We start from the raw sequence: 23566 nt of genomic DNA, 5'->3' as shown, positions 1-23566 counted from the left end.
GAGGGCAGAAAACACCGCGTTACGCGTCATCCTGCGTGACGCTTTCAATCGTCAGCCGCACATCCGACGTAATCAAGTCCGCCAGCATCCGATAAACCTTCAGCGTCTCTTCCGGCTCGGCATCGCCGGTGTCGCTAATGTAGCCTTCATCGCGCAGGGTCAGCACCAGGGTGCTGAACACCGCTTTGTCGAAGAACTCCGGCGCGTTAATGCCATGCAGCACCGACAGGCGCTGGGCCACGGTACGACTCTCTTTTTCCAGCGAACTGCGGTTGATCGACGGGTTGGCGCTCAGCAGCCAGAAGGTAATGGCATAGCGCTGCAGCGTCTCGCGCGCGCCAGCGGCCAGCAGTTGCAGGGAGCGAGAGTGCGACGGATTGAGGCTCATCACCTCGCCATCGACGACGATCAGCTCCTGACGCAGCATCTCGGCAATCAACGCATCCACCACCCCGGCCAGCTCTGCTTTCTCCCAGCGCAGGAACAGCTCGGCCTTGAGGAACGGATACAGCGTTTCGACATGGCGCAGCACTTCGGTGCGGCTGAGCTGACGATGCTGAGTCACCAGGGCGGCTAACAGCGACGGTATCACCAGCATATGGGCAATGTTGTTGCGATAGTAGGTCATCAGCACCGCCTGCTCGCGCGGCAGGATGATGATATCGCCGATGGTGTCCTTCTCCACTTCGAACTTGTTCATTTGCAGCGCGTGGTCGATAAGCTCGCTGGCCGAAGCGGAAGGTGTCGTCGCATCTGGCGAATAGGGCACATTGCGCAGCAGCGCGAGGTAGCACTCCAGCTGTTGGGTGAGCTGCTCCCGGGTCAGTGAACGCTGACGCGAGGCCAGCAGCGCCGTGCAGCACAGGTTCATGGCGTTGGCCGCGCCGGCGTTGTTGATGCGCACCATCAGGTCAGCGGCGATGTTGTTCACCGTTGGCGTCAGCCAGGAAGGGCGGATGGCTTCGATCGGGTCGATGGCTTCCCGCCACTCCGGCACATGGTGGTTAAGGTAGGTCATCAGCGGCAGTGGTTCGCCGAAGTTGACATAGCCCTGGCCAAGGTTGCGCAGCTTGCTCAAGCCACGCACCATCTGCGGCAGGCTCTCTTTCTCTTTGGTGGCGCCGCGCAGCTCTTTAGCGTAGGTGCCTACTTCCATCACGTGTTCATAGCCGATGTAGATAGGCACCAGAGTGATCGGCCGGGTGCCGCCGCGCAGCATCGCCTGGATGGTCATCGACAGCGTACCGGTCTTCGGATCGAGCAGACGGCCGGTACGGGAGCGGCCGCCTTCGACGAAATACTCGACGGAATAGCCGCGGCTGAACAGCTCGCCAAGATATTCGCGGAACACCGTGGAGTAGAGCTTGTTGCCCTTAAAGGTGCGGCGGATGAAGAACGCGCCCAGGCGGCGGAAGATCGGCCCGGCTGGCCAGAAGTTAAGGTTGATGCCCGCCGCGATATGCGGTGGCACCAGGCCCTGATGATACAGGACGTAGGAGAGCAGCAGATAGTCCATGTGGCTGCGGTGGCAGGGGACATAGACAATCTCATGGCCGTCGTGAGCCAGCTGGCGCACGCGCTCGGCGTTATGCACGTTGATCCCCTGGTACAGGCGGTTCCAGGTGAAGCCGAGAATGCGGTCGGTCAGGCGGATCATCTCGTACGAGAAGTTCGCGGCAATCTCTTCCATCAGCGCGATAGCGTTCTGCTGAGCCTTCTCATGCGAAATTTTCTTGCTGCGCGCTTCGTCTTCCACCGCGCGGGCAATCGCTTTCGAGGCCAGCAGTTTATTAAACAGATCCTGGCGGGCCGGCAGACGCGGGCCGACGGCGGCCAGGCGCTGGCGGGCAAAGTGCATCCGGGCGACGCGAGCCAGCTTCTGGGCGATGATCTTATCGGTACCGTGCTCATCCGCCATGCGACGCAGCGACACGGAAGGCGAGAAACGCACGAAACTGTCGCGGCCGAGCCAGGAGACGGCGAAAAATTTCTGAATGCCGTTCAGCATCCGCAGCGGCGGATTGACTTCTCCTTTCTCACGACCCGGCGAGCGGCCGAACATGACCGAAACCGGCACCATTTGCACATCGAGGTCCGGATGGTTGCGGTGCAGATCGAGGTAGTCGTGGAACAGCTTGATGGACTCTTCTTTTGGCGTGTAATAGGTAAACACGCGCGGCCCACCGTGGATGAATACGTAACGCGGCAGCAGCGCGCCGTCGATCTCCAGCGGTTCAAGCGGGTCGGGTAAATCATGCGCCAGGCATTGGGCGCGCAGCGTCAGCAGGTCCGCCTTGGAATTATAGGGCAGGACGTACATGACCGGACGCGAGGTATCGAGTCCTAATTCCTGGGCAGGCTCTGCCGGAATAGACTTGCTTTTTACCAGCACCCGTAATGGTAAATTCAGTAATTTATAGTAAATTCGTTGCCAGCCGGACATAAACGATGTGAAGCCTCTGGTTAATCATGCAAATGCGCGGCAAGAATAACAGAAAGTGGGCAAAATTTCCGTTACCACGCGGCAAACGCGTACACTCATCGACGTCATTTACGTAAAAAGGTTTTGTGATGGCCAATAATACCACCGGGTTAACCCGAATCATTAAGGCGGCAGGTTACTCCTGGAAAGGATTTCGCGCAGCGTGGATCAACGAGGCCGCGTTTCGTCAGGAAGGTATCGCCGCCATCGTGGCCGTCGCGATAGCCTGCTGGCTGGACGTCGACGCCATTACCCGCGTATTGCTGATTGGGTCGGTCCTGCTAGTGATGATAGTCGAAATTCTCAACAGCGCGATTGAGGCGGTCGTGGACCGTATAGGCTCGGAATATCATGAGCTTTCAGGGCGCGCCAAAGACATGGGATCGGCGGCGGTCCTGCTGGCGATTATCATCGCACTGATCACCTGGGGAACGCTGCTGTGGAGCCATTATCATTAACGTTCTTCGCTAAGCCTCGCAAAATATAAACAATCTGCCGATTTTTGTGTGCCATGTGGTTCCAAAATCACCGGTAGCTGTATATACTCACAGCATAACTGTATATACACCCAGGGGGCGGAATGAAAGCGTTAACGACCAGGCAGCAAGAGGTGTTTGATCTCATTCGGGATCATATCAGCCAGACGGGCATGCCGCCGACGCGTGCGGAAATTGCTCAGCGCTTGGGGTTCCGTTCCCCAAACGCGGCGGAAGAACACCTGAAAGCGCTGGCGCGTAAAGGCGCGATCGAGATCGTCTCCGGTGCTTCTCGCGGTATCCGCCTGCTGACGGAAGAAGAACATGGCCTGCCGCTGATCGGCCGCGTCGCCGCCGGCGAGCCGCTGCTGGCGCAGCAGCACATTGAGGGGCACTATCAGGTCGACCCGTCGATGTTTAAACCCAACGCGGATTTCCTGCTGCGCGTCAGCGGCATGTCGATGAAAGACATCGGTATCCTTGATGGCGATCTGCTGGCGGTCCACAAAACCCAGGACGTGCGTAACGGCCAGGTGGTGGTAGCGCGCATTGACGACGAAGTGACGGTGAAGCGCCTGAAAAAGCAGGGTAACGTCGTCGAACTGTTGCCGGAAAACAGCGAATTTACCCCTATCGTTGTCGATCTGCGTCAGCAGAGTTTTACCATTGAGGGTCTGGCCGTTGGCGTGATCCGTAATGGAGAATGGCTGTAACGCCTGCCCCTGCGCAGCGTCATCTGATGCATGACGCTGCGACGTTTGTCCTCAATCAGGTCTCCGAACATGCTGCTCAACGCTGCCGATAAAGCGCTGTGGCGCCTTGCGATCCCGATGATTTTCTCCAATATCACCGTCCCGCTGCTGGGGCTGGTGGATACCGCGGTGATCGGCCATCTTGACAGCCCGGTATACCTCGGCGGCGTCGCGGTTGGGGCGACGGCTACCAGTTTCCTCTTCATGCTGCTGCTGTTTTTGCGCATGAGCACCACCGGGCTCACCGCTCAGGCCTGGGGTGCCAAAGATCCGCTGCGACTGGCGCGGGCGCTGGTGCAGCCGCTGGCCCTGGCGCTGGGCGCCGGGGTTCTCATCATCCTGTTTCGCCTGCCGCTGATTAACCTCGCTCTGCATATTGTTGGCGGCAGTGAGGCGGTGCTTGAGCAGGCACGGCGGTTCCTTGAAATTCGCTGGCTCAGCGCCCCCGCTTCGCTGGCCAACCTGGTGCTGCTCGGCTGGCTGCTGGGAGTCCAGTACGCACGGGCGCCGGTGATTCTGCTGGTGGTCGGTAATCTGTTGAATATTGTGCTCGACCTGTGGCTGGTGATGGGCCTGCGGATGAACGTCCAGGGGGCTGCGCTGGCCACGGTCACCGCGGAGTACGCCACTCTCATTATTGGCCTGATGATGGCGAAGCGGGTGCTGACGCTGCGCGGCGTGTCGCTGGCAATGCTGAAAAACGCCTGGCGCGGGGATCTGCGCCGTCTGCTGGCGTTGAATCGGGACATCATGCTGCGTTCCCTGCTGCTACAGCTGTGCTTTGGCGCGCTGACCGTGTACGGCGCGCGTCTGGGCAGCGACATTGTGGCGGTCAATGCGGTACTGATGACCATGCTGACCTTTACCGCCTATGCGCTGGATGGTTTTGCCTATGCCGTGGAGGCCCACTCCGGCCAGGCCTACGGCGCGCGCGACGGCAGCCAGCTGCTGGAAGTCTGGCGGGCGGCCTGCCGGCAGTCTGGCATGGTGGCGCTGGCGTTTGCCCTGATTTATAGCCTGGCGGGGGAGTACATCATCGCGTTGTTAACCTCGCTGCCTTCTCTGCAGCAGCTGGCCGATCGCTATCTGATCTGGCAGGCCATCCTGCCGGTGGTGGGCGTCTGGTGCTATCTGCTGGACGGCATGTTTATCGGCGCCACACGCGGCGCGGAGATGCGGAACAGCATGGCGGTCGCCGCGGCGGGGTTTGCTGTAACGCTGCTTTCGGTCCCGCTGCTCGGTAACCACGGTCTGTGGCTGGCGCTGGCGGTGTTCCTCGCCCTGCGCGGCCTGTCTCTGGCGCTGATCTGGCGTCGCCACTGGCGACACGGCACCTGGTTTAGCTAGTCATTGCCGTTCATCACGGCCATCTATGAATTCCCGCGGTTGCGCGCCGCTTACCGGGGCAACTCAGTAGCCCGGCTCAGCGTAGCGCAAGCCGGGAAAATCGCCTCAGCCTTACCCATCGGTATGATGGTTAAAAATTCCGAATAACGAATCGGTACCAGCATTCTCATCTATAGTTAATACCATGTCCGGTACAAAACGGGCTGTAAACCCACCGAATGATGAGGACGTTATCATGAATAAAGACGAAATCGGCGGTAACTGGAAACAGTTGAAAGGTAAAGCCAAGGAACAGTGGGGCAAACTTACCGATGATGATATGACCGTGATCGAAGGTAAGCGCGATCAGCTGGTCGGTAAAATTCAGGAACGGTACGGCTATGCGAAGGATCAGGCTGAGAAAGAAGTCTCAGACTGGGAGCATAAAAACGACTACCGCTGGTAGCGTTCCGTGGCTCAAAGAATAAAGCATTTGTGTTAGTGCCTGTCTGAATGGCGTAAGGATGCGCCGTTAACCCTGTTTCCCGCTGCGGCTGACGCTCAGCGGGCTTTCTTTTTCAGCTGAATGGAATGGTCGTGCTGGCAGTGTCCCGGCGTGCTGCAGGCTTCGACTTCCACGCAGTCTGCACAAAGGCCGTGAGCTTCAATCACGTTGTGGCGCAGGGCAAAGCCCATTCTGGCCGCTAACGTATGCATGATATCTTCCACCCCTTCCGCCGCCTCTTCCTTCACCACGCCACAGCGGTCACAGATAAACATGGCTGAGCTATGGGTCGGCTGGTCAAAGAGATGGCACAGCACATAGCTGTTGGTCGATTCAACCTTATGAACAAAGCCCTGCTCGAGTAAAAACTCCAGCGCGCGGTAAACCGTCGGCGGTTTAGCCTGCGGCTCTTTGTCACGCAGGAGATCCAGCAGATCGTAGGCGCTGATCGCCCCTTGTTGCAGGCTCATCAGGCGCAACACCTCCAGACGCTGTGGGGTCAGGCGTACGCCGCGCTGCGCGCATAGCTTTTCAGCATGCGCTAACATCTCTTGCGAAGGGGTCTTATCCATGAGCATCCTCGGGTTGCGTGAATTTGAATCTGTTACTTTATCACGTTCCTCAGAAAACACCGAGAGCCGGCAGGTGATACGGGTCATACTTCAGATTGTCGGTACCTGCGCCAGTTCCGGGTGCTGGCCGCTGACTTTCGTGCAGACTACGCCTTAGTCGATCGCTAAAACCGTCCTGCCCGATTTAATCGCAACACGCATGACCCTGGGTATGCTATATCTGAAGTGTCTCATTTTCGGGAGAAAACGATGAAACGACCTGATTGCATTCGCCACTGGCGCGAACTGGAAGGGCCCGACGATGCCACTTATCCCGACAGCCCGGAGCGTTTTTCGATTGGCGCGCCGCTGGGGCGCGGTTTACGTCTCAACCGGCTGGGGATCCACCACGAGCGACTGCCGCCCGGGCGGCGCACCTCGTACCCGCACGCGGAGAGCGATGAGGAAGAGTTCATCTACGTGCTGGAGGGCTATCCGGAAGTGTGGATAAACGGCTATCTCTGGAAGCTGGAGCCAGGGGACAGCGTGGGTTTTCCCGCGGGTACCGGTATCTGCCACACTTTTCTCAATAACACCGAGCAGGAGGTTCGTCTGCTGGTGGTGGGCGAGGCCAACAAGAAATACAACCGCATCTATTATCCGCTCAATCCAGGCTATGCCGCGACGCGCCAGGATCGCTGGGTTGACCATCCGCCGCAATTCTTCGGTCCACACGACGGCAAGCCGCGGAAAAAGTAATCGACCCGGGGAAGGGGCGAAGCGCGGCGCACTATGCGCCTGTGGTTTATCTTTGTGCTATAGTAGCGCCCCTTTTTACCCGGATGCTTATTTATTCGCCATGATGCCTGAATCAACGTCACCTGTTTTCCCTGCTCACCGCTTCTCCATCGCGCCGATGCTCGACTGGACTGACCGACACTGCCGCTACTTCCTGCGGCTGCTGTCGCGGCATACGCTGCTGTATACCGAAATGGTGACCACGGGGGCGATTATTCACGGCAAAGGTGACTATCTGGCCTATAGCGAAGAAGAGCACCCGGTTGCTCTGCAGCTCGGCGGCAGCGATCCGCAGGCCCTGGCGCAGTGCGCGAAGCTGGCTGAAGCGCGTGGCTACGATGAGATCAATCTCAACGTCGGCTGCCCCTCCGACCGCGTGCAGAATGGGATGTTTGGCGCCTGTCTGATGGGCAATGCGCCACTGGTGGCCGACTGCATCAAGGCGATGCGCGATGTGGTGTCGATTCCGGTCACGGTGAAAACCCGTATCGGGATTGACGATCAGGATAGCTATGAGTTTCTGTGCGATTTCATTGAGACGGTCTCCGGCAAGGGCGAGTGTGAGATGTTTATTATTCACGCCCGCAAAGCCTGGCTCTCCGGCCTGAGCCCAAAAGAGAACCGCGAGATCCCGCCGCTGGATTACCCCCGCGTCTGGCAGCTGAAGCGCGACTTTCCCCACCTGACGATGGCGATTAACGGCGGGATCAAATCGCTGGACGAAGCCAGACTGCAGCTTGAGCATATGGATGGGGTGATGGTCGGGCGTGAGGCCTATCAGAACCCGGGTATTCTGGCCTCGGTCGACCGCGAAATTTTCGGCATCGCCGGCGCGGATGCCGATCCGGTGGCGGTGGTGCGAGCCATGTACCCGTATATTGAGCGCGAGCTCAGCAATGGCACCTATCTGGGCCATATTACCCGCCATATGCTGGGGCTGTTTCAGGGCATCCCCGGCGCTCGCCAGTGGCGTCGCTACCTGAGCGAGAACGCGCATAAAGCCGGCGCCGATATTGCGGTGCTGGAGCATGCGCTGAAGCTGGTGGCCGATAAACGTTAATTTCTGACGAAAACCTGGTGAAATTGACCACGCCTCGCGCACTGACGCGGGGCGTTTTCTTTTAAAGTCAAATGTTTATGTTTGGCATGCTTTTTGTAATACCTGCAGAGTGAAGTATTCATTCGTTGGGGAGAGAACCATGCTGGAACTGCTATTTGTCATTGGATTTTTTGTCATGCTGTTGGTGACCGGCGTATCGCTGCTGGGGATTATCGCGGCTATCGTGGCCGCTACCGCGCTGATGTTCGTCGGCGGGTTGTTTGCCTTGATGATCAAATTACTGCCGTGGCTGCTGCTGGCCGTGGTGGTGGTGTGGATTATTCGGGCGCTGAAATCCCCGAACGGAAACGCTTATCGCGACAATAACCGTTGGCGTTACTAAGGTATTGAGGGGTCTGTCACAACCTGAACAATTTTGCAGACAACCGCGTAGGCATTACTGAGCAAATCTGTCACTATTAGCGCGTTAACGAATTCATCGCGCTGTACCCTACATACAGCCGAACTAAAAAAAAGTAAGGGCTTCCCAGGTGGAAGCCCTAAACTTTTGTCCCTTTGTCCGCTTACGGCAGCAGCAGACTAGACCCCTGAGTTACCCGGCTTTCCAGAACTTCATGCGCCCGACGGGCCTCGGTCAGCGGATAGGTCTGACTCTCGGGCACGTCCACTTTGATTACCCCACTGGCGATCAGTGAAAACAGTTCACTGCAGGCTTCCGCCAGCTCTTCCCGGTTGGTGATATAGCCCTGCAGCGATGGGCGGGTGACGTACAGAGAACCTTTCTGATTCAGGATCCCCAGATTGACGCCGGTCACCGGGCCGGAGGAGTTGCCAAAGCTGACCATCAGGCCGCGTCGCTGCAGGCAGTCCAGAGAGGCTTCCCAGGTATCTTTCCCCACCGAGTCGTAGACCACGGCCACTTTCTTACCGTCGGTAAGCGCCTTGAGTCGCTCCACGATTTGCTCTTCGCGATAGTTAATTACCTGCCAGGCGCCAGCCTCTTTGGCACGCTGCGCTTTCTGCGCGCTGCCGACGGTGCCGATAAGTTTCGCGCCCAGCGCTTTCGCCCACTGACAGGCAATCAGCCCCACGCCGCCGGCGGCCGCGTGAAACAGGAATACTTCATTAGGCTTAATTTCATAGGTTTTGCGCAGCAGATACCACACCGTCAATCCTTTCAGGAACGATGCCGCGGCCTGTTCGAAAGAGATGGCGTCCGGCAGGACCGCGGCTTTGTCGGCCAGCACATTGTGTACCGTGCTGTAGGCGCCGAGCGCCGACTGCGCGTACACCACCCGATCGCCTACCTTAATGTGCGTTACCCCATGGCCAACTTTACTGACGACGCCGGCTGCCTCGGTGCCCAGACCGCTCGGCAGCGATGGTGGCGGATAGAGGCCGCTACGAACATAGGTGTCGATATAGTTGATACCGATGGCTTTGTTTTCGACCTGAATTTCATGTTCCGCAGGATCGCGGGGCGTGAACTCAACCGCCTGAAGCACCTCCGGCCCGCCGTGTTTTGAAAATTCGATGCGTGTTGCCATGTTCGCTCCTGTGTTGTTCTGAGATTATCCAGTAAGCTTAACAGCCTGCGGCGGCAGCGACGGATTTTCTTATCCGCCTCAGGCCTGCCACGCTTAATGGGTTCTTTAGCGGCAATGGCTTTCTCGCTATACTGTCACGCTCTTTTCCGTATCGGTGAAATGTTAGGCTATGGCAGGAAATAAACCCTTCAACAAACCACAGACAGAAACCCGCGAACGCGATCCGCAGCTCGCCGGGCTGAAAGTCCCGCCGCACTCGATTGAAGCGGAGCAGTCGGTGTTGGGCGGTTTAATGCTGGATAACGAGCGCTGGGACGACGTCGCCGAACGCGTGGTGTCGGAAGATTTCTATACTCGTCCGCATCGTCATATCTTTACCGAGATGGCGCGTCTGCAGGAGTCAGGTAGCCCGATTGACCTGATCACCCTTGCGGAGTCGCTGGAGCGTCAGGGGCAGCTGGACAGCGTCGGCGGCTTCGCCTACCTGGCCGAACTGTCCAAAAACACGCCCAGCGCGGCGAACATCAGCGCCTATGCTGACATCGTGCGCGAACGCGCGGTGGTGCGCGAGATGATTTCGGTGGCCAACGAGATCGCCGAAGCCGGCTTCGACCCGCAGGGGCGAACCAGCGAAGATCTGCTCGATCTCGCCGAATCCCGGGTTTTCAAAATCGCCGAAAGCCGGGCCAATAAAGACGAAGGGCCGAAAAACATCGCCGATGTGCTTGATGCCACCGTCGCCCGTATCGAACAGCTGTTCCAGCAGCCGCATGACGGTGTCACCGGGGTGAATACCGGCTACGACGACCTCAACAAAAAGACCGCTGGCCTGCAGCCGTCGGATCTGATTATCGTCGCCGCCCGTCCGTCGATGGGTAAAACGACCTTCGCGATGAACCTCGTGGAAAACGCGGCAATGCTGCAGGATAAGCCGGTACTCATCTTCAGTCTTGAGATGCCCTCGGAACAGATCATGATGCGTTCTCTGGCCTCGCTGTCGCGCGTCGATCAGACCCGCATTCGTACCGGTCAACTGGACGATGAAGACTGGGCGCGGATCTCCGGCACCATGGGCATCCTGCTGGAAAAACGCAATATCTATATCGATGACTCCTCCGGCTTGACGCCGACGGAAGTGCGCTCCCGCGCGCGGCGTATCGCCCGTGAGCACGGCGGCATCGGACTTATCATGATCGACTACCTGCAGCTGATGCGCGTGCCGTCGCTCTCCGACAACCGTACCCTTGAGATCGCCGAAATCTCCCGCTCGCTGAAGGCGCTGGCGAAAGAGCTGCAGGTGCCGGTGGTGGCGCTGTCGCAGCTGAACCGCTCGCTGGAACAGCGCGCCGATAAACGCCCGGTCAACTCCGACCTGCGTGAGTCCGGATCCATTGAACAGGATGCCGACTTGATCATGTTCATTTACCGTGATGAGGTTTATCACGAGAACAGCGATCTTAAAGGCATCGCGGAAATTATCATTGGTAAACAACGTAACGGCCCGATCGGCACCGTGCGACTGACCTTTAACGGCCAGTGGTCGCGTTTCGATAATTATGCCGGCCCTCAGTATGACGATGAGTAAAACTCTGTCTGTCTTTTTTTAAGGAATTCAAATGCAAGCGGCAACTGTAGTTATCAACCGCCGCGCTCTGCGACACAACCTGCAACGTCTGCGTGACCTGGCGCCTGCCAGCAAACTGGTTGCGGTGGTGAAAGCGAACGCCTACGGACACGGCCTCCTTGAGACCGCGCGAACGCTGACCGACGCCGACGCCTTTGGCGTCGCCCGCCTGGAAGAGGCGCTGCGCCTGCGAGCAGGAGGCATCGCCCAGCCGATCCTCCTGCTGGAAGGCTTTTTTGCTGCGGAAGACCTGGCGGTGATCGCCGCCCAGCGCCTGCATACGGCGGTGCATAGCCCCGAACAGCTGGCGGCGCTGGAGCAAGCCGATCTCCCCGAGCCGGTAACCGTGTGGATGAAGCTGGATACCGGCATGCATCGCTTAGGGGTGCGCCCGGAGGAAGCCGAGGCGTTTTATCAGCGTCTGAGCCAGTGTAAAAACGTCCGCCAGCCGGTGAACGTGGTGAGCCATTTCGCCCGCGCCGATGAGCCGACCTGCGGCGCCACCGAACGCCAGCTGGATATCTTCACCACCTTTACCGAAGGCAAACCGGGGCTGCGCTCTATCGCCGCCTCGGGCGGCATTCTGCTGTGGCCGCAATCGCATTACGACTGGGTGCGCCCCGGGATTATCCTGTATGGCGTGTCGCCGCTGGACGATCGCTCCACCGGGAAAGATTTTGGCTGCCAGCCGGTGATGACCCTGACGTCCAGCCTGATTGCGGTGCGCGAGCATAAAGCAGGGGAGCCCGTCGGCTACGGCGGCACCTGGATCAGCGAACGCGATACCCGTCTCGGCGTGGTGGCGATGGGCTATGGCGACGGTTATCCGCGCGCCGCGCCGTCGGGCACGCCGGTGCTGGTCAATGGCCGGGAAGTGCCGATTGTCGGCCGGGTAGCGATGGATATGATCTGCGTTGACCTCGGACCGCAGGCCCAGGATAAAGCCGGCGACGCGGTAGTGCTGTGGGGAGAGGGACTCCCGGTAGAGCGCATCGCCGAGATAACGAAAGTGAGTGCTTACGAACTTATTACGCGACTGACCTCCCGCGTCGCCATGAAATACCTCGACTAAGCACCAGCCGTACCGGATAACCCTGATGTTATCCGGTACGCCATCGGCACAGCCGCGAGCGAAAAAGCGGTTTATGCCACCTCGCGGTCATTTTCCCCTCAACATCCTCTCGACCTGTCGTCATATCCGGTTTATTGTGTAAGAACCTGCCCTATGTAAACCTGGAGATACATCGCGTGTTTCAAAAAGTTGACGCCTACGCCGGCGACCCTATTCTTTCTCTGATGGAACGCTTCAAAGAAGATCCGCGAAGCGACAAAGTCAACCTGAGTATCGGGCTGTACTACAACGATGACGGCATTATCCCGCAGCTGCAGGCGGTGGCGGAAGCGGAAGCACGCCTGAACGCCGGGCCGCATGGCGCCTCGCTGTATCTGCCGATGGAAGGGTTGAGCGGCTACCGTCAGGCGATTGCGCCGCTGCTGTTTGGCGCAGAGCATACCGCGCTTAAGCAAAACCGCATTGCCTCCATTCAGACGGTCGGCGGTTCGGGCGCGCTGAAGGTCGGGGCCGACTTCCTCAAACGCTACTTTCCGGAGTCTCATGTCTGGGTCAGCGATCCGACCTGGGAAAACCACATCGCCATTTTTGAAGGGGCTGGCTTCGAAGTAAGTACTTACCCCTGGTTTGACAAAGCCACCAACGGCGTGCGCTTTGAGGACCTGCTGGCGACGCTGCAAACGCTGCCGGCGCGCGATATTGTGCTGCTGCACCCTTGCTGCCACAACCCGACCGGCGCCGACCTGACGCCAGCCCAGTGGGACCGCGTGGTTGAGGTATTACAAGCGCGTCAGCTGATCCCCTTCCTCGACATCGCCTACCAGGGCTTTGGCGGGGGGCTGGAAGAGGATGCTTACGCCATTCGCGCCATCGCCAGCGCCGGGATGCCGATGCTGGTCAGCAACTCGTTCTCCAAGATTTTCTCCCTGTACGGGGAGCGTGTCGGCGGCCTGTCAGTGGTCTGTGAAGACAGCGAAACTGCAGGCCGCGTGCTGGGTCAGCTGAAGGCCACCGTGCGCCGCAACTACTCCAGCCCGCCAAGCTTTGGCGCGCAGGTGGTGGCGACGGTGCTGAACGATGCAGCTCTGAAAGCCACCTGGCAGGCGGAAGTGGACGCCATGCGCGCGCACATCCTGACCATGCGCCAGGCGCTGGTCGACGCGCTGCAGCAGGTTGCTCCGGGCAGCAAGGTGGATTACCTGCTTAAGCAGCGCGGGATGTTCAGCTACACCGGCTTCAGCGCAGCGCAGGTCGATCGTCTGCGCGACGAGTTTGGCGTCTACCTGATTGCCAGCGGTCGTATGTGCGTGGCAGGGTTAAACTCACGTAATGTTCAGCAGGTGGCGAAAGCCTTTGCTGCGGTGATGTAAGCCGCTCTCCAGTGGGTTGCCGCTGCCGGTCAACGGGCAGCGGCAACCTCCTCTCTGATTGTGATCATCCTCTTTTTCTATGACATCTACGCGAAAAAGGCTTTTCATCCACGCGATCGGCGGGTAAGGTCGGGGCGTTGCTAAGCATGCACATTATTAAAAATAATAATGATTGATAGATTTAGGGATAAATATGCGCAAACTTACTCTCGCCTTTGCGGCGGCTTCTCTTTTGTTCACGCTGAACAGCGCCGTTGTGGCGCGCGCCTCCACGCCACAGCCGCTGTGGGTGGGCACCAATGTGGCCCAGCTGGCCGAGCAGGCGCCGATCCACTGGGTTTCGGTGGCGCAAATCGAGAACAGCCTGCTGGGGCGGCCGCCGATGGCCGTCGGTTTTGATATCGATGACACCGTCCTCTTCTCCAGTCCGGGCTTCTGGCGCGGGCAAAAAACTTTCTCCCCCGGCAGTGAGGATTACCTGAAAAACCCGCAGTTCTGGGAAAAAATGAACAACGGCTGGGATGAATTCAGCATGCCGAAAGAGGTGGCGCGCCAGCTGATTGCGATGCATGTGAAGCGTGGGGACAGCATTTGGTTCGTCACCGGCCGCAGCCAGACCAAAACAGAAACCGTTTCTAAAACCCTGCAGGATGATTTTCTCATTCCGGCCGCCAATATGAATCCGGTGATTTTCGCCGGTGATAAGCCTGGCCAGAACACCAAGACCCAGTGGCTGCAGGCGAAGCAGATAAAGGTTTTCTACGGCGATTCGGATAACGACATCACCGCTGCCCGTGAGGCCGGCGCCCGTGGGATCCGCGTGCTGCGGGCCGCCAACTCCTCCTATAAGCCGCTGCCGATGGCCGGGGCGCTGGGCGAAGAAGTGATCGTCAATTCCGAATACTGACGATCGCCTGAACGCGATAAACGGCAGCGGTAGCGCTGCCGTTTTTTTATGCAAAATCAGGGGTGGAAGGTTTTACCTTTTCACGTATTGCTGCACACTTAGAAGGATTCATTCGCAAAAGGAGTCGATGATGTGGTATCAGCAAACCCTGACGCTTGGGCCAAAATCCCGCGGTTTTCATCTGGTCACCGATGAGGTCCTCGGTCAGATTCGCGGGCTGTCCGGGGTGAAGGTTGGCCTGCTGCACCTCCTGCTCCAGCATACTTCCGCTTCCCTGACGCTCAACGAAAACTGCGATCCCACCGTCCGCTATGACATGGAGCAGTATTTTCTCAACGCCGTGCCGGACAATGCGCCGTACGAACATGATTATGAAGGTCCTGACGATATGCCTTCGCACATCAAATCATCGATGCTTGGCGTGTCGCTGATGCTGCCGGTCGAGGACGGGCGCGTCAGGCTGGGAACCTGGCAGGGCATCTGGCTGGGGGAGCATCGGATACACGGCGGTTCGCGGCACATCGTTGCGACGCTCATGGGGGAATAAAAGATGACAATTTCGGAGTTATTGCAGTACTGCATGGCGAAACCGGGAGCGGAGCAGAGCGTCCATAGCGACTGGAAAGCCACGCAGATCAAAGTCTCGGACGTGCTGTTTGCCATGGTGAAGGAAGTGGAGGACCAGCGGCCGGCGGTCGCGCTGAAAGCGAGCCCGGAACTGGCGGAGCTGCTGCGAGAGCAGCATCGCGATGTCCGGCCCAGCAAGCATCTCAATAAAGCGCACTGGAGCACCGTCTTTCTGGATGGCTCGCTGCCGGATTCGCAAATCTACTACCTGGTCGATGCATCTTACCAGCAGGCGGTGAAAATGCTGCCGGAGTCGGTCCGGCAGCAGCTATCCCGCTAATTATTTCAGCATCGGCTTCAGGAAGCGCGCGGTGTGCGAGGCTTCGCACTCGGCGACGGTCTCAGGTGTACCGGAGACCAGTATTTCGCCGCCGCCGCTACCGCCTTCCGGACCCAGATCGACAATCCAGTCGGCAGTTTTAATCACATCGAGGTTATGCTCAATCACCACGATGGTATTGCCCTGATCGCGCAGCTGATGCAGCACTTCCAGCAACTGCTGAATATCGGCGAAGTGCAGACCCGTGGTCGGCTCATCGAGGATATACAGCGTCTGGCCGGTACCGCGTTTGGAGAGTTCGCGCGCCAGCTTCACGCGCTGCGCCTCGCCGCCGGACAGCGTCGTCGCCGACTGGCCGAGACGGATATAGGTCAGGCCGACGTCCATCAGGGTTTGCAGCTTACGCGCCAGCGCCGGTACGGCATCAAAGAATTCACGCGCCTCTTCAATGGTCATATCCAGCACTTCGTGGATGGTCTTACCCTTGTACTTAATCTCCAGCGTTTCGCGGTTATAGCGTTTGCCTTTGCACTGGTCGCACGGCACATAGATATCCGGCAGGAAGTGCATCTCAACCTTAATGACGCCATCACCCTGGCAGGCTTCACAGCGCCCGCCGCGAACGTTAAAACTAAAGCGCCCTGGCGTATAGCCGCGTGAACGTGATTCCGGCACCCCGGCGAACAGTTCGCGCACCGGCGTAAACACCCCGGTATAGGTCGCCGGGTTGGAGCGCGGCGTACGGCCGATCGGGCTCTGGTCGATATCGATCACTTTATCGAAGTGCTCCAGCCCCTGGATATCGCGATACGGCGCCGGTTCGGCGATGGTCGCGCCGTTAAGCTGGCGCTGAGCAATCGGGAACAGGGTGTCGTTAATCAGCGTCGATTTACCCGAGCCGGAAACGCCGGTAATGCAGGTAAACAGACCGACCGGCAGGGTCAGCGTCACATCCTTCAGGTTGTTGCCGCGCGCGCCGGTCAGTTTCAGCACTTTTTCCGGATTGGCGGGTACGCGCTGTTTCGGCACTTCGATTTTGCGCTTACCGCTCATGAACTGCCCGGTGAGGGATTCTGGTACCGCCATAATGGCGTCCAGTGGCCCTTCGGCCACCACCTGGCCGCCGTGGACCCCAGCGCCAGGGCCGATATCGATCACATGGTCGGCGGCGCGAATCGCGTCTTCGTCATGCTCAACGACGATCACCGTGTTGCCTAAATTACGCAGATGGATCAGGGTACCCAGCAGGCGTTCGTTATCGCGCTGGTGCAGGCCGATAGAAGGCTCATCCAGCACGTACATCACACCAACCAGCCCGGCGCCAATCTGGCTCGCCAGACGGATACGCTGGGCTTCGCCGCCGGAGAGCGTTTCCGCCGAACGGGAAAGCGTCAGATAGTTCAGACCGACGTTGACAAGGAACTTCAGGCGATCGCCGATCTCTTTCAGCACTTTCTCAGCGATTTGCGCCCGCTGGCCGGAGAGCTTCAGGTTGTTGAAGAAGTCCATCGCGTGGCCGATGCTCATATCGGAAATGGTCGGCAGCGGGGTGTTCTCTACAAACACGTGGCGCGCTTCACGACGCAGCCGCGTGCCGTCACAGCTGGCGCATGGGCGGTTGCTGATGAATTTCGCCAGCTCTTCGCGCACGGCGCTGGATTCCGTCTCTTTGTAACGGCGCTCCATATTGTGCAGCACGCCTTCGAACGGGTGACGACGTACCGAGGTGTCGCCGCGATCGTTCATGTATTTGAATTCAATATTCTCTTTACCGGAACCGTACAGGACCACTTTCTGCACGCTGGCGCTGAGGGTGCCCCACGGCGCTTCGACGTCGAATTTATAGTGCTCCGCCAGCGACTTCAGCATCTGGAAGTAGTAGAAGTTGCGGCGATCCCAGCCGCGGATGGCGCCGCCCGCCAGCGACAGCTCCGGATTCTGCACCACGCGGTCGGGATCGAAATATTGCTGAACGCCGAGGCCGTCGCAGGTCGGGCAGGCGCCCGCCGGGTTGTTGAAGGAGAACAGGCGCGGCTCCAGCTCGCGCATGCTATAGCCGCAGATCGGGCAGGCGAAGTTAGCGGAAAACAGCAGTTCTTCCGCTTTTTCATCATCCATATTGGCCACAATGGCGGTACCGCCGGAGAGCTCCAGCGCGGTTTCGAACGACTCGGCCAGGCGCTGCGCCAGATCGTCGCGCACCTTAAAGCGGTCGATGACCACCTCGATGGTGTGCTTCTTCTGCAGCTCCAGCTTCGGCGGATCCGAAAGATCGCAGACTTCGCCGTCGATCCGCGCGCGGATGTAGCCCTGGCTGGCGAGGTTTTCCAGGGTTTTGGTGTGCTCGCCTTTACGCTCTTTAATAATGGGCGCCAGCAGCATCAGGCGCAGGCCTTCCGGCTGCGCGAGGACGTTATCGACCATCTGGCTGACGGTTTGCGCCGCCAGCGGCACGTCGTGATCCGGACAGCGCGGTTCACCGACGCGGGCGTACAGCAGACGCAGGTAGTCGTGAATTTCGGTAATGGTACCCACCGTCGAACGGGGGTTGTGAGAGGTTGATTTCTGTTCGATGGAAATCGCCGGCGACAGCCCTTCGATATGGTCGACGTCCGGCTTCTCCATCAGCGACAGGAACTGTCGCGCATAGGCGGAGAGCGATTCGACGTAGCGACGCTGGCCTTCGGCATACAGGGTGTCGAAAGCGAGTGAAGATTTGCCAGACCCGGAAAGCCCGGTGACGACAATGAGTTTGTCGCGCGGGATAACGAGGTTGATGTTTTTGAGATTATGGGTGCGGGCGCCCCGAACTTCGATCTTATCCATTCACCTTTCCCGGTAGGTAGATACACGGATTGCCTGGTTTGCTTGAAGGACAAACGGCAGAAACGGCTAATTATGACACAATTTAACCTGAATGAATATACAGTATCGGAATGCAAATTCAGGGGGAGTGTGCAACAATGTCTTGTACGAGTGCTATCTCTGGAATCAGCCTCGCAGCTATCAAAATGCTACGTGGAAATGGTACACTCGCGCGTTTAAACTATTAAGAAACGTATTCAGGAGACACGAACATGGCCAGCAGAGGCGTAAACAAGGTGATTCTCGTCGGTAATCTGGGGCAGGACCCGGAAGTACGCTACATGCCAAGTGGCGGCGCTGTCGCCAACTTCACGCTGGCAACTTCCGAATCCTGGCGTGACAAGCAGACCGGCGAAATGAAAGAGCAGACCGAGTGGCACCGCGTTGTGCTGTTCGGCAAACTGGCGGAAGTCGCTGGCGAGTATCTGCGCAAAGGCTCTCAGGTATATATCGAAGGCCAGCTGCGTACCCGCAAGTGGACCGATCAATCCGGTCAGGAGAAATACACCACCGAAGTCGTGGTTAACGTTGGCGGCACCATGCAGATGCTGGGCGGCCGTCAGGGTGGCGGCGCGCCGGCAGGCGGCGGCCAGCAGCAGGGCGGTTGGGGTCAGCCTCAGCAGCCGCAGGGCGGCAACCAGTTCAGCGGCGGCGCACAGTCCCGTCCGCAGCAGCAGGCCCCGGCAGCGCCTTCTTCTAACGAACCGCCGATGGACTTCGACGACGACATCCCGTTTTAAGGCTTGCCTTAAACGCGTTGCCTGCGCCGTAAAATACAAAAAGCCCCGGTTTCGCCGGGGCTTTTTCTTTATCCTTTCAGCATTTTTTCTGCGCCACCGTGTCAGAACCGGTTTTTAACCTGCGGCGACGAGCGTTTCAGGCAGAGGGCGCCTGAGCGGTCTCCGGCGTCGCCACGCTGGGCTGCGGTTTCACTGGCTCTGCTGCTGGCTCCTGTCGCGGCGCGGCCGTCGCTTTCTGTTTGCGGGCCATATCATCGACGATCAGCCGATAGGCGATGTAATACTTATAGATATTACTGACGTAGGTGACCGTCTCGGCGCCAATTTTTTCTGCCGCCAGATTTTCGACATTACCGAACCAGACGTTCGGGTCAAATCCTCGCTGTTTAGTCATGGTGCGCAGGCGGGCGATACGCGCCGGACCCGCGTTATAGGAGGCAAAGGCAAACAGCGCCTTATCGAGCCGGGTCATGGGCTCATCAGCATAGTAGCGATCTATCATCCAGCGCATGTATTTCACGCCAGCATGGATGTTGGGATCCAGCTGTTTAATATCGCCCACTTTCAGCTCTTTTCCGGTGCTGGGCATCACCTGCATTACCCCGACGGCGCCGACGTGGCTTCGCACCGACTGGTTCAGTCGCGATTCCTGGTACCCCTGGGCCGCCATCAGCAGCCAGTCGACATCGTAGCGATCGCCATATTTGCGGAAGACTTCCACCATGGCGAGGAACTTGCGCCTTTCCTTACTCGCGGCGGCATTTTTGACATATTTGGCATTTTTCAGGTAACGCAGCAGGAGGGTATTACCCAGCGTGGTGCCCTGACGATTCTTTTTGACGAAGTTGTTTAGCACCGCCAGCAGCTGCGGGCTGTCTTTGCGTACCGCCCAGGCAATGTTGCCGCCGTCGCGCAGCACCACGTTGTCATGGATCTGAATTTTCGGAAACACCTGTTTCCAGAAAACGGCTTTGTGTTGATCGACGACGATCAGCGGAATCAGCCCGGCGTTGAGCATTTCCAGCAGATCTTCATCCTCCAGCGCTTCCGGCGCTGCCTCCAGGATAACCGGCGGCCGCGACTCACTGGCAAATCGGGCATTCAGCGCCTGCAGACTCTCGTAATAGCTGGAGGAGCGGCGAACAAAGACGGTTTGGCCGGAGAGCTGCTCCAGGCTGTCGATCTTCGGCGATGCCGGCCCGGAGATCAGTAATTCTTTCACGTTGCTGTAGAGCGGCTGGGCGAAATCGACCTGGGCTTCCCGCGAGGGCGTGATGGTCAGATTGGCAGCCGCAATATCGCCTTTACCTTCATTAAGCGCGATAAAGAGATTATCCCGGCTGACCGGCACAAAAACGATATGCAGCTTCAGGTGGCGCTGTTTGAGCTTTTTATCCTTCGCCAACTGCTTATTCAGATCGTTTTCCAGCGCCATAAAGATATCGTGGGTTGCTCCGCGCTGAGTGCCTTTATCAATAAAAAAGAAGGTCTTGCTGTAGGTGGTTAATACCCGAATGGTGCGCCGCTCGGTCATGCCGGGCAGATCGCCTTTCCATGGCTGCAGCATATCGTCGATGTGGATCGACAGCGTATTGTCTTCGGTTGCGACTGGCGGCGCTTTTTCCGCCTCCGCCGCAAGCAGGATAGGGGCGAATAACAGCGCCGCGAGGCAGGTGAGCCAGGCGATAAACAGGCGTGATAGCAAGTTGGCGTTCATGGAGGAACACTCCGCAGGGGGATGTGATTATTTTAGCAGAACGGCTGCCGTTAGCCGGGCACGACAAGGGCGTAAAAAACATAACGATGCCGACAAATAGTCTTCTCCCATTCTATCGCTTGCTATTAATGTGCTTTTATCTTTACTTTAACTATGGAGATAATATGGCGGAAATGTGTTTTTTTAATGATAAATAGAAAATGATGATGATATTTTTATTTTATTCTTCTCCATTTGTTTTGTTGTAACCGTTTGATTATTTGTGTTTATTTTATTTTTCTCCGATATTGATTATTATCATCTTGATAATGAATCTCATTTTTATTACCGTAGCACAGCACATTACTCTTATTATTCGCTGTCTGGATTACGCTATCAAAGAATAGCGCGCAGCGCTTTTTCTCTAATGATGAAACAGGGCACTTAATTTTATTATGCCTCATGCTGTTTTCTTATTCCCATGACTATCGGGAAGGGGCTGACCTACGCCAAAATCTGGCGAGGCGCAGAGGCGAGTATTTTATCCCATTGTTTTTTCAATTGGGGAAGGCGTTATGCCCGACAGCAACAGAAAACAGGGCATATTCTATGAAATACACGTCTCACTTCCCGCTGGGGATCGTCATTCCTTTGCTCGCCTGTAGCGTGCCGCTGCAGGCGGCAGAGAATATGACAGAACAATCGACGCGCGATAAGAGCACCCCAACGGCCGAAAACCAGGAGGAAACGATGGTGGTGACCGCTGCCAGGCAGAACCTGCAGGCACCGGGCGTGTCGACCATTACCGCAGAGGAGATTCGCAAACATCCCCCCGCCCGCGATGTATCGGAGTTAATTCGTACGCAACCTGGGGTAAACCTGACCGGCAACTCCACCAGTGGTCAGCGCGGCAACAACCGGCAAATTGATATCCGTGGCATGGGGCCCGAGAATACGCTGGTGCTGGTCGATGGTAAACCGGTGACCAGCCGTAACTCGGTGCGGTATGGATGGCGCGGCGATCGTGACTCCCGCGGCGATACCAGTTGGGTGCCAGCGGAGATGATCGATCATATCGATGTGATCCGCGGCCCGGCGGCGGCGCGCTATGGTAATGGCGCGATGGGCGGGGTCGTCAACATCGTGACCAAACCGACCACGCCAGAATGGCACGGGTCGTGGAATACCTATATGAATGCTCCGCAGCACCGTAAAGAAGGGGCGACGAAACGTACCAACTTTAGCCTCAATGGTCCACTGTCGGACAGTGTCAGCTTCAATCTCTGGGGTAATCTGAGTAAAACCCAGGCTGATGCTCAGGACATTAACGCCGGGCATGAAGCGGAGCGTACCGGTTCCTACGCCGGTTCTTATCCCGCCGGACGTGAAGGGGTGGTGAACAAAGATATTCACAGTAAGCTACGCTGGGAGTTCGCCCCGATGCAGGCCCTGGAGTTTGAGGCCGGCTACAGCCGCCAGGGCAACCTCTATGCCGGCGACACGCAAAACACCAATACCAGTACGTTGGTGAAGAGTATGTACGGGAAAGAGACCAACCGTCTCTACCGGCAAACTTACGGCGTCACATGGACCGGCGGCTGGGATAATGGCGTGACCAGCAACAGCTATGCCCAGTACGAACACACCCGTAACTCGCGAATGAATGAAGGGCTGGCGGGCGGTACGGAAGGGATCTTCTCCAGTAGCGAGTTTTCAGATATCGATCTGGCCGATGTCCTGCTACATAGCGAAGTGAATATTCCGTTTACGCTGGGGGTCGATCAGAATCTGACGCTGGGCACCGAATGGAATCAGCAGCGGATGAAAGATGGCGTATCGACAACCCAGGCGCTCTCTTACGGGACTATCGACGGTGTGTCGGCTACCGGTCGTAGCCCGTACTCCAGCGCCGAGATCTTCTCGCTGTTTACCGAAGATAATATGGCGCTAACGGACAGTACCATGCTGACACCCGCCCTGCGCTTCGATCACCACAGCATCGTCGGCAATAACTGGAGCCCCTCACTGAACCTCTCCCAGGAGTTGACGGATGACTGGACGCTGAAGCTGGGCATTGCCCGCGCTTACAAGGCACCTAACCTCTACCAGTTGAACCCGAACTATATTCTCTACAGCAACGGTCAAGGCTGTTATGCCAGTAGTTCCGCCTGCTATCTGATGGGGAATAGCGACCTGAAAGCGGAGACCAGCGTTAATAAAGAGATTGGTCTTGAGTACAAGCATGATGGCTATCAGGCGGGAATCACCTGGTTCCGTAACGACTATCACAACAAGATTGAGTCAGGGTACGCGGCGGTGGGCACCGCCAGCAACGGCACCACCAATATCTATCAGTGGGAAAACGTACCAAAGGCGTTAGTGGAAGGCCTGGAAGGAACGCTGAATCTTCCGGTGGGGGAGACGGTTAACTGGAGCAATAACCTGACATGGATGCTGCAGAGCAAGAATAAGACGACAGGCGACCGGCTGTCAGTGATCCCGCAGTTTACCCTGAACTCGACTTTGAGCTGGCAGGTTCGTGAAGATCTCTCCCTGCAGAGCACCTTTACCTGGTATGGTCGACAGAAACCAAAACGCTTTAATTATAAGGGCGAGGCGGTCAGCGGCAGCGAACTAAACGAAGTCAGCCCATACAGCATTGTCGGCCTCAGTGCGACCTGGGATGTGAACAAAAATCTGAGCTTCACCAGCGGGATAGATAACCTGTTTGATATTCGCCACTACCGGGCAGGGAATGCGCAAACGACCGGCAACGCGACGACGGGGGCTTATCTGTATGGCGCGGGTGCGGAGACCTATAACGAGTCGGGGCGGACCTTCTTTATGAGCGTTAATACTCATTTCTGATGATGCTGATGAGGAGTAAA

At 57.7% G+C, this 23566-nt stretch carries 20 protein-coding genes; 15 read left to right on the top strand and 5 right to left on the bottom strand.

The annotated features are described in order from the left end of the window. Positions 1–19 precede the first annotated feature (19 nt). Positions 20–2443, bottom strand: coding sequence for a glycerol-3-phosphate 1-O-acyltransferase PlsB (gene plsB / locus SP68_RS24200; protein WP_008807307.1), 2424 nt, complete (start codon positions 2441–2443; stop codon positions 20–22). Between the two features lie 128 nt (positions 2444–2571). Here plsB and SP68_RS24195 point away from each other — a divergent pair, with 128 nt between their 5' ends. The 4 genes from SP68_RS24195 (at position 2572) to SP68_RS24180 (ending at position 5502) form a co-directional block, all read left to right on the top strand. Further along, on the top strand, positions 2572–2940 hold the full coding sequence (locus SP68_RS24195; protein ID WP_008807306.1) for a diacylglycerol kinase: 369 nt from the start codon (positions 2572–2574) through the stop codon (positions 2938–2940). Positions 2941–3062: 122 nt separating this feature from the next. Next, positions 3063–3671, top strand: a complete 609-nt coding sequence (gene lexA, locus SP68_RS24190) for a transcriptional repressor LexA (RefSeq protein WP_004206291.1) — start codon at positions 3063–3065, stop codon at positions 3669–3671. Between the two features lie 69 nt (positions 3672–3740). Further along, positions 3741–5057: an MATE family efflux transporter DinF gene (dinF, locus tag SP68_RS24185; protein WP_008807305.1), complete on the top strand. Its 1317-nt coding sequence runs from the start codon at positions 3741–3743 to the stop codon at positions 5055–5057. 235 nt (positions 5058–5292) lie between these two features. Next, positions 5293–5502, top strand: coding sequence for a CsbD family protein (locus tag SP68_RS24180; RefSeq protein ID WP_004206293.1), 210 nt, complete (start codon positions 5293–5295; stop codon positions 5500–5502). 95 nt (positions 5503–5597) lie between these two features. Here SP68_RS24180 and zur read toward each other — a convergent pair whose 3' ends face one another. Continuing rightward, complete coding sequence (gene zur / locus SP68_RS24175; protein ID WP_012543190.1) at positions 5598–6113, bottom strand: zinc uptake transcriptional repressor Zur; 516 nt, start codon at positions 6111–6113, stop codon at positions 5598–5600. Between the two features lie 249 nt (positions 6114–6362). On the opposite strand from zur, the gene SP68_RS24170 reads away from it, so the two are divergent. The 3 genes from SP68_RS24170 (at position 6363) to pspG (ending at position 8332) form a co-directional block, all read left to right on the top strand. Further along, positions 6363–6851, top strand: a complete 489-nt coding sequence (locus SP68_RS24170) for a cupin domain-containing protein (protein ID WP_002884935.1) — start codon at positions 6363–6365, stop codon at positions 6849–6851. Between the two features lie 100 nt (positions 6852–6951). Beyond that, on the top strand, positions 6952–7950 hold the full coding sequence (dusA, locus tag SP68_RS24165; protein WP_049138258.1) for a tRNA dihydrouridine(20/20a) synthase DusA: 999 nt from the start codon (positions 6952–6954) through the stop codon (positions 7948–7950). 139 nt (positions 7951–8089) lie between these two features. Next, positions 8090–8332, top strand: a complete 243-nt coding sequence (gene pspG, locus SP68_RS24160) for an envelope stress response protein PspG (protein WP_040971088.1) — start codon at positions 8090–8092, stop codon at positions 8330–8332. Between the two features lie 181 nt (positions 8333–8513). On the opposite strand, the gene SP68_RS24155 is transcribed toward pspG, so the two are convergent. Further along, entirely contained in the window at positions 8514–9497 is a 984-nt protein-coding gene (locus tag SP68_RS24155; RefSeq protein ID WP_008807300.1) for a quinone oxidoreductase, read from the bottom strand. Positions 9498–9666: 169 nt separating this feature from the next. On the opposite strand from SP68_RS24155, the gene dnaB reads away from it, so the two are divergent. The 6 genes from dnaB to SP68_RS24125 all read left to right on the top strand — a co-directional run bounded on the left by dnaB (position 9667) and on the right by SP68_RS24125 (position 15377). Continuing rightward, a complete protein-coding gene (gene dnaB / locus SP68_RS24150) occupies positions 9667–11082 on the top strand; it encodes a replicative DNA helicase (RefSeq protein WP_008807299.1) in 1416 nt (471 codons plus the stop codon). 31 nt (positions 11083–11113) lie between these two features. Continuing rightward, entirely contained in the window at positions 11114–12193 is a 1080-nt protein-coding gene (alr, locus tag SP68_RS24145; protein ID WP_008807298.1) for an alanine racemase, read from the top strand. 176 nt (positions 12194–12369) lie between these two features. Further along, positions 12370–13563, top strand: coding sequence for an aromatic amino acid transaminase (gene tyrB, locus SP68_RS24140; protein WP_008807297.1), 1194 nt, complete (start codon positions 12370–12372; stop codon positions 13561–13563). 193 nt (positions 13564–13756) lie between these two features. Continuing rightward, positions 13757–14470, top strand: a complete 714-nt coding sequence (gene aphA, locus SP68_RS24135) for an acid phosphatase AphA (protein WP_008807296.1) — start codon at positions 13757–13759, stop codon at positions 14468–14470. Between the two features lie 130 nt (positions 14471–14600). Beyond that, on the top strand, positions 14601–15017 hold the full coding sequence (locus SP68_RS24130; RefSeq protein ID WP_008807295.1) for a secondary thiamine-phosphate synthase enzyme YjbQ: 417 nt from the start codon (positions 14601–14603) through the stop codon (positions 15015–15017). A gap of 3 nt (positions 15018–15020) precedes the next feature. Beyond that, positions 15021–15377, top strand: a complete 357-nt coding sequence (locus tag SP68_RS24125) for an MmcQ/YjbR family DNA-binding protein (protein WP_008807294.1) — start codon at positions 15021–15023, stop codon at positions 15375–15377. Here SP68_RS24125 and uvrA read toward each other — a convergent pair whose 3' ends face one another. Then, positions 15378–18203, bottom strand: a complete 2826-nt coding sequence (gene uvrA, locus SP68_RS24120) for an excinuclease ABC subunit UvrA (protein WP_008807293.1) — start codon at positions 18201–18203, stop codon at positions 15378–15380. It lies immediately after the preceding gene. Positions 18204–18454: 251 nt separating this feature from the next. Here uvrA and ssb1 point away from each other — a divergent pair, with 251 nt between their 5' ends. Further along, positions 18455–18982, top strand: a complete 528-nt coding sequence (gene ssb1 / locus SP68_RS24115; protein WP_008807292.1) for a single-stranded DNA-binding protein SSB1 — start codon at positions 18455–18457, stop codon at positions 18980–18982. A gap of 136 nt (positions 18983–19118) precedes the next feature. Here the strand turns inward: ssb1 and SP68_RS24110 are convergent, their stop codons facing one another. Further along, the gene (locus SP68_RS24110; protein WP_040971091.1) at positions 19119–20699 is read right to left on the bottom strand and encodes an MltF family protein; all 1581 of its coding nucleotides are present in this window, start codon (positions 20697–20699) and stop codon (positions 19119–19121) included. Between the two features lie 588 nt (positions 20700–21287). Here SP68_RS24110 and SP68_RS24105 point away from each other — a divergent pair. Beyond that, positions 21288–23546: a TonB-dependent siderophore receptor gene (locus SP68_RS24105; RefSeq protein WP_008807289.1), complete on the top strand. Its 2259-nt coding sequence runs from the start codon at positions 21288–21290 to the stop codon at positions 23544–23546. Positions 23547–23566: the final 20 nt, after the last annotated feature.

The organism is Klebsiella variicola (assembly GCF_000828055.2).
GTDB classification, from domain to species: Bacteria; Pseudomonadota; Gammaproteobacteria; order Enterobacterales; family Enterobacteriaceae; genus Klebsiella; species Klebsiella variicola.
This window is presented reverse-complemented; position numbering and strand designations above follow the sequence as displayed.

Excerpts from the sequence above, each read along its gene's own strand:
- plsB (WP_008807307.1), bottom strand. The coding sequence starts at position 2,443 with ATGTCCGGCTGGCAACGAATTTACTATAAATTACTGAATTTACCATTA.
- SP68_RS24195 (WP_008807306.1), top strand. The coding sequence starts at position 2,572 with ATGGCCAATAATACCACCGGGTTAACCCGAATCATTAAGGCGGCAGGT.
- lexA (WP_004206291.1), top strand. The coding sequence starts at position 3,063 with ATGAAAGCGTTAACGACCAGGCAGCAAGAGGTGTTTGATCTCATTCGG.
- dinF (WP_008807305.1), top strand. The coding sequence starts at position 3,741 with ATGCTGCTCAACGCTGCCGATAAAGCGCTGTGGCGCCTTGCGATCCCG.
- SP68_RS24180 (WP_004206293.1), top strand. The coding sequence starts at position 5,293 with ATGAATAAAGACGAAATCGGCGGTAACTGGAAACAGTTGAAAGGTAAA.
- zur (WP_012543190.1), bottom strand. The coding sequence starts at position 6,113 with ATGGATAAGACCCCTTCGCAAGAGATGTTAGCGCATGCTGAAAAGCTA.
- SP68_RS24170 (WP_002884935.1), top strand. The coding sequence starts at position 6,363 with ATGAAACGACCTGATTGCATTCGCCACTGGCGCGAACTGGAAGGGCCC.
- dusA (WP_049138258.1), top strand. The coding sequence starts at position 6,952 with ATGATGCCTGAATCAACGTCACCTGTTTTCCCTGCTCACCGCTTCTCC.
- pspG (WP_040971088.1), top strand. The coding sequence starts at position 8,090 with ATGCTGGAACTGCTATTTGTCATTGGATTTTTTGTCATGCTGTTGGTG.
- SP68_RS24155 (WP_008807300.1), bottom strand. The coding sequence starts at position 9,497 with ATGGCAACACGCATCGAATTTTCAAAACACGGCGGGCCGGAGGTGCTT.
- dnaB (WP_008807299.1), top strand. The coding sequence starts at position 9,667 with ATGGCAGGAAATAAACCCTTCAACAAACCACAGACAGAAACCCGCGAA.
- alr (WP_008807298.1), top strand. The coding sequence starts at position 11,114 with ATGCAAGCGGCAACTGTAGTTATCAACCGCCGCGCTCTGCGACACAAC.
- aphA (WP_008807296.1), top strand. The coding sequence starts at position 13,757 with ATGCGCAAACTTACTCTCGCCTTTGCGGCGGCTTCTCTTTTGTTCACG.
- SP68_RS24130 (WP_008807295.1), top strand. The coding sequence starts at position 14,601 with ATGTGGTATCAGCAAACCCTGACGCTTGGGCCAAAATCCCGCGGTTTT.
- SP68_RS24125 (WP_008807294.1), top strand. The coding sequence starts at position 15,021 with ATGACAATTTCGGAGTTATTGCAGTACTGCATGGCGAAACCGGGAGCG.
- uvrA (WP_008807293.1), bottom strand. The coding sequence starts at position 18,203 with ATGGATAAGATCGAAGTTCGGGGCGCCCGCACCCATAATCTCAAAAAC.
- ssb1 (WP_008807292.1), top strand. The coding sequence starts at position 18,455 with ATGGCCAGCAGAGGCGTAAACAAGGTGATTCTCGTCGGTAATCTGGGG.
- SP68_RS24110 (WP_040971091.1), bottom strand. The coding sequence starts at position 20,699 with ATGAACGCCAACTTGCTATCACGCCTGTTTATCGCCTGGCTCACCTGC.
- SP68_RS24105 (WP_008807289.1), top strand. The coding sequence starts at position 21,288 with ATGAAATACACGTCTCACTTCCCGCTGGGGATCGTCATTCCTTTGCTC.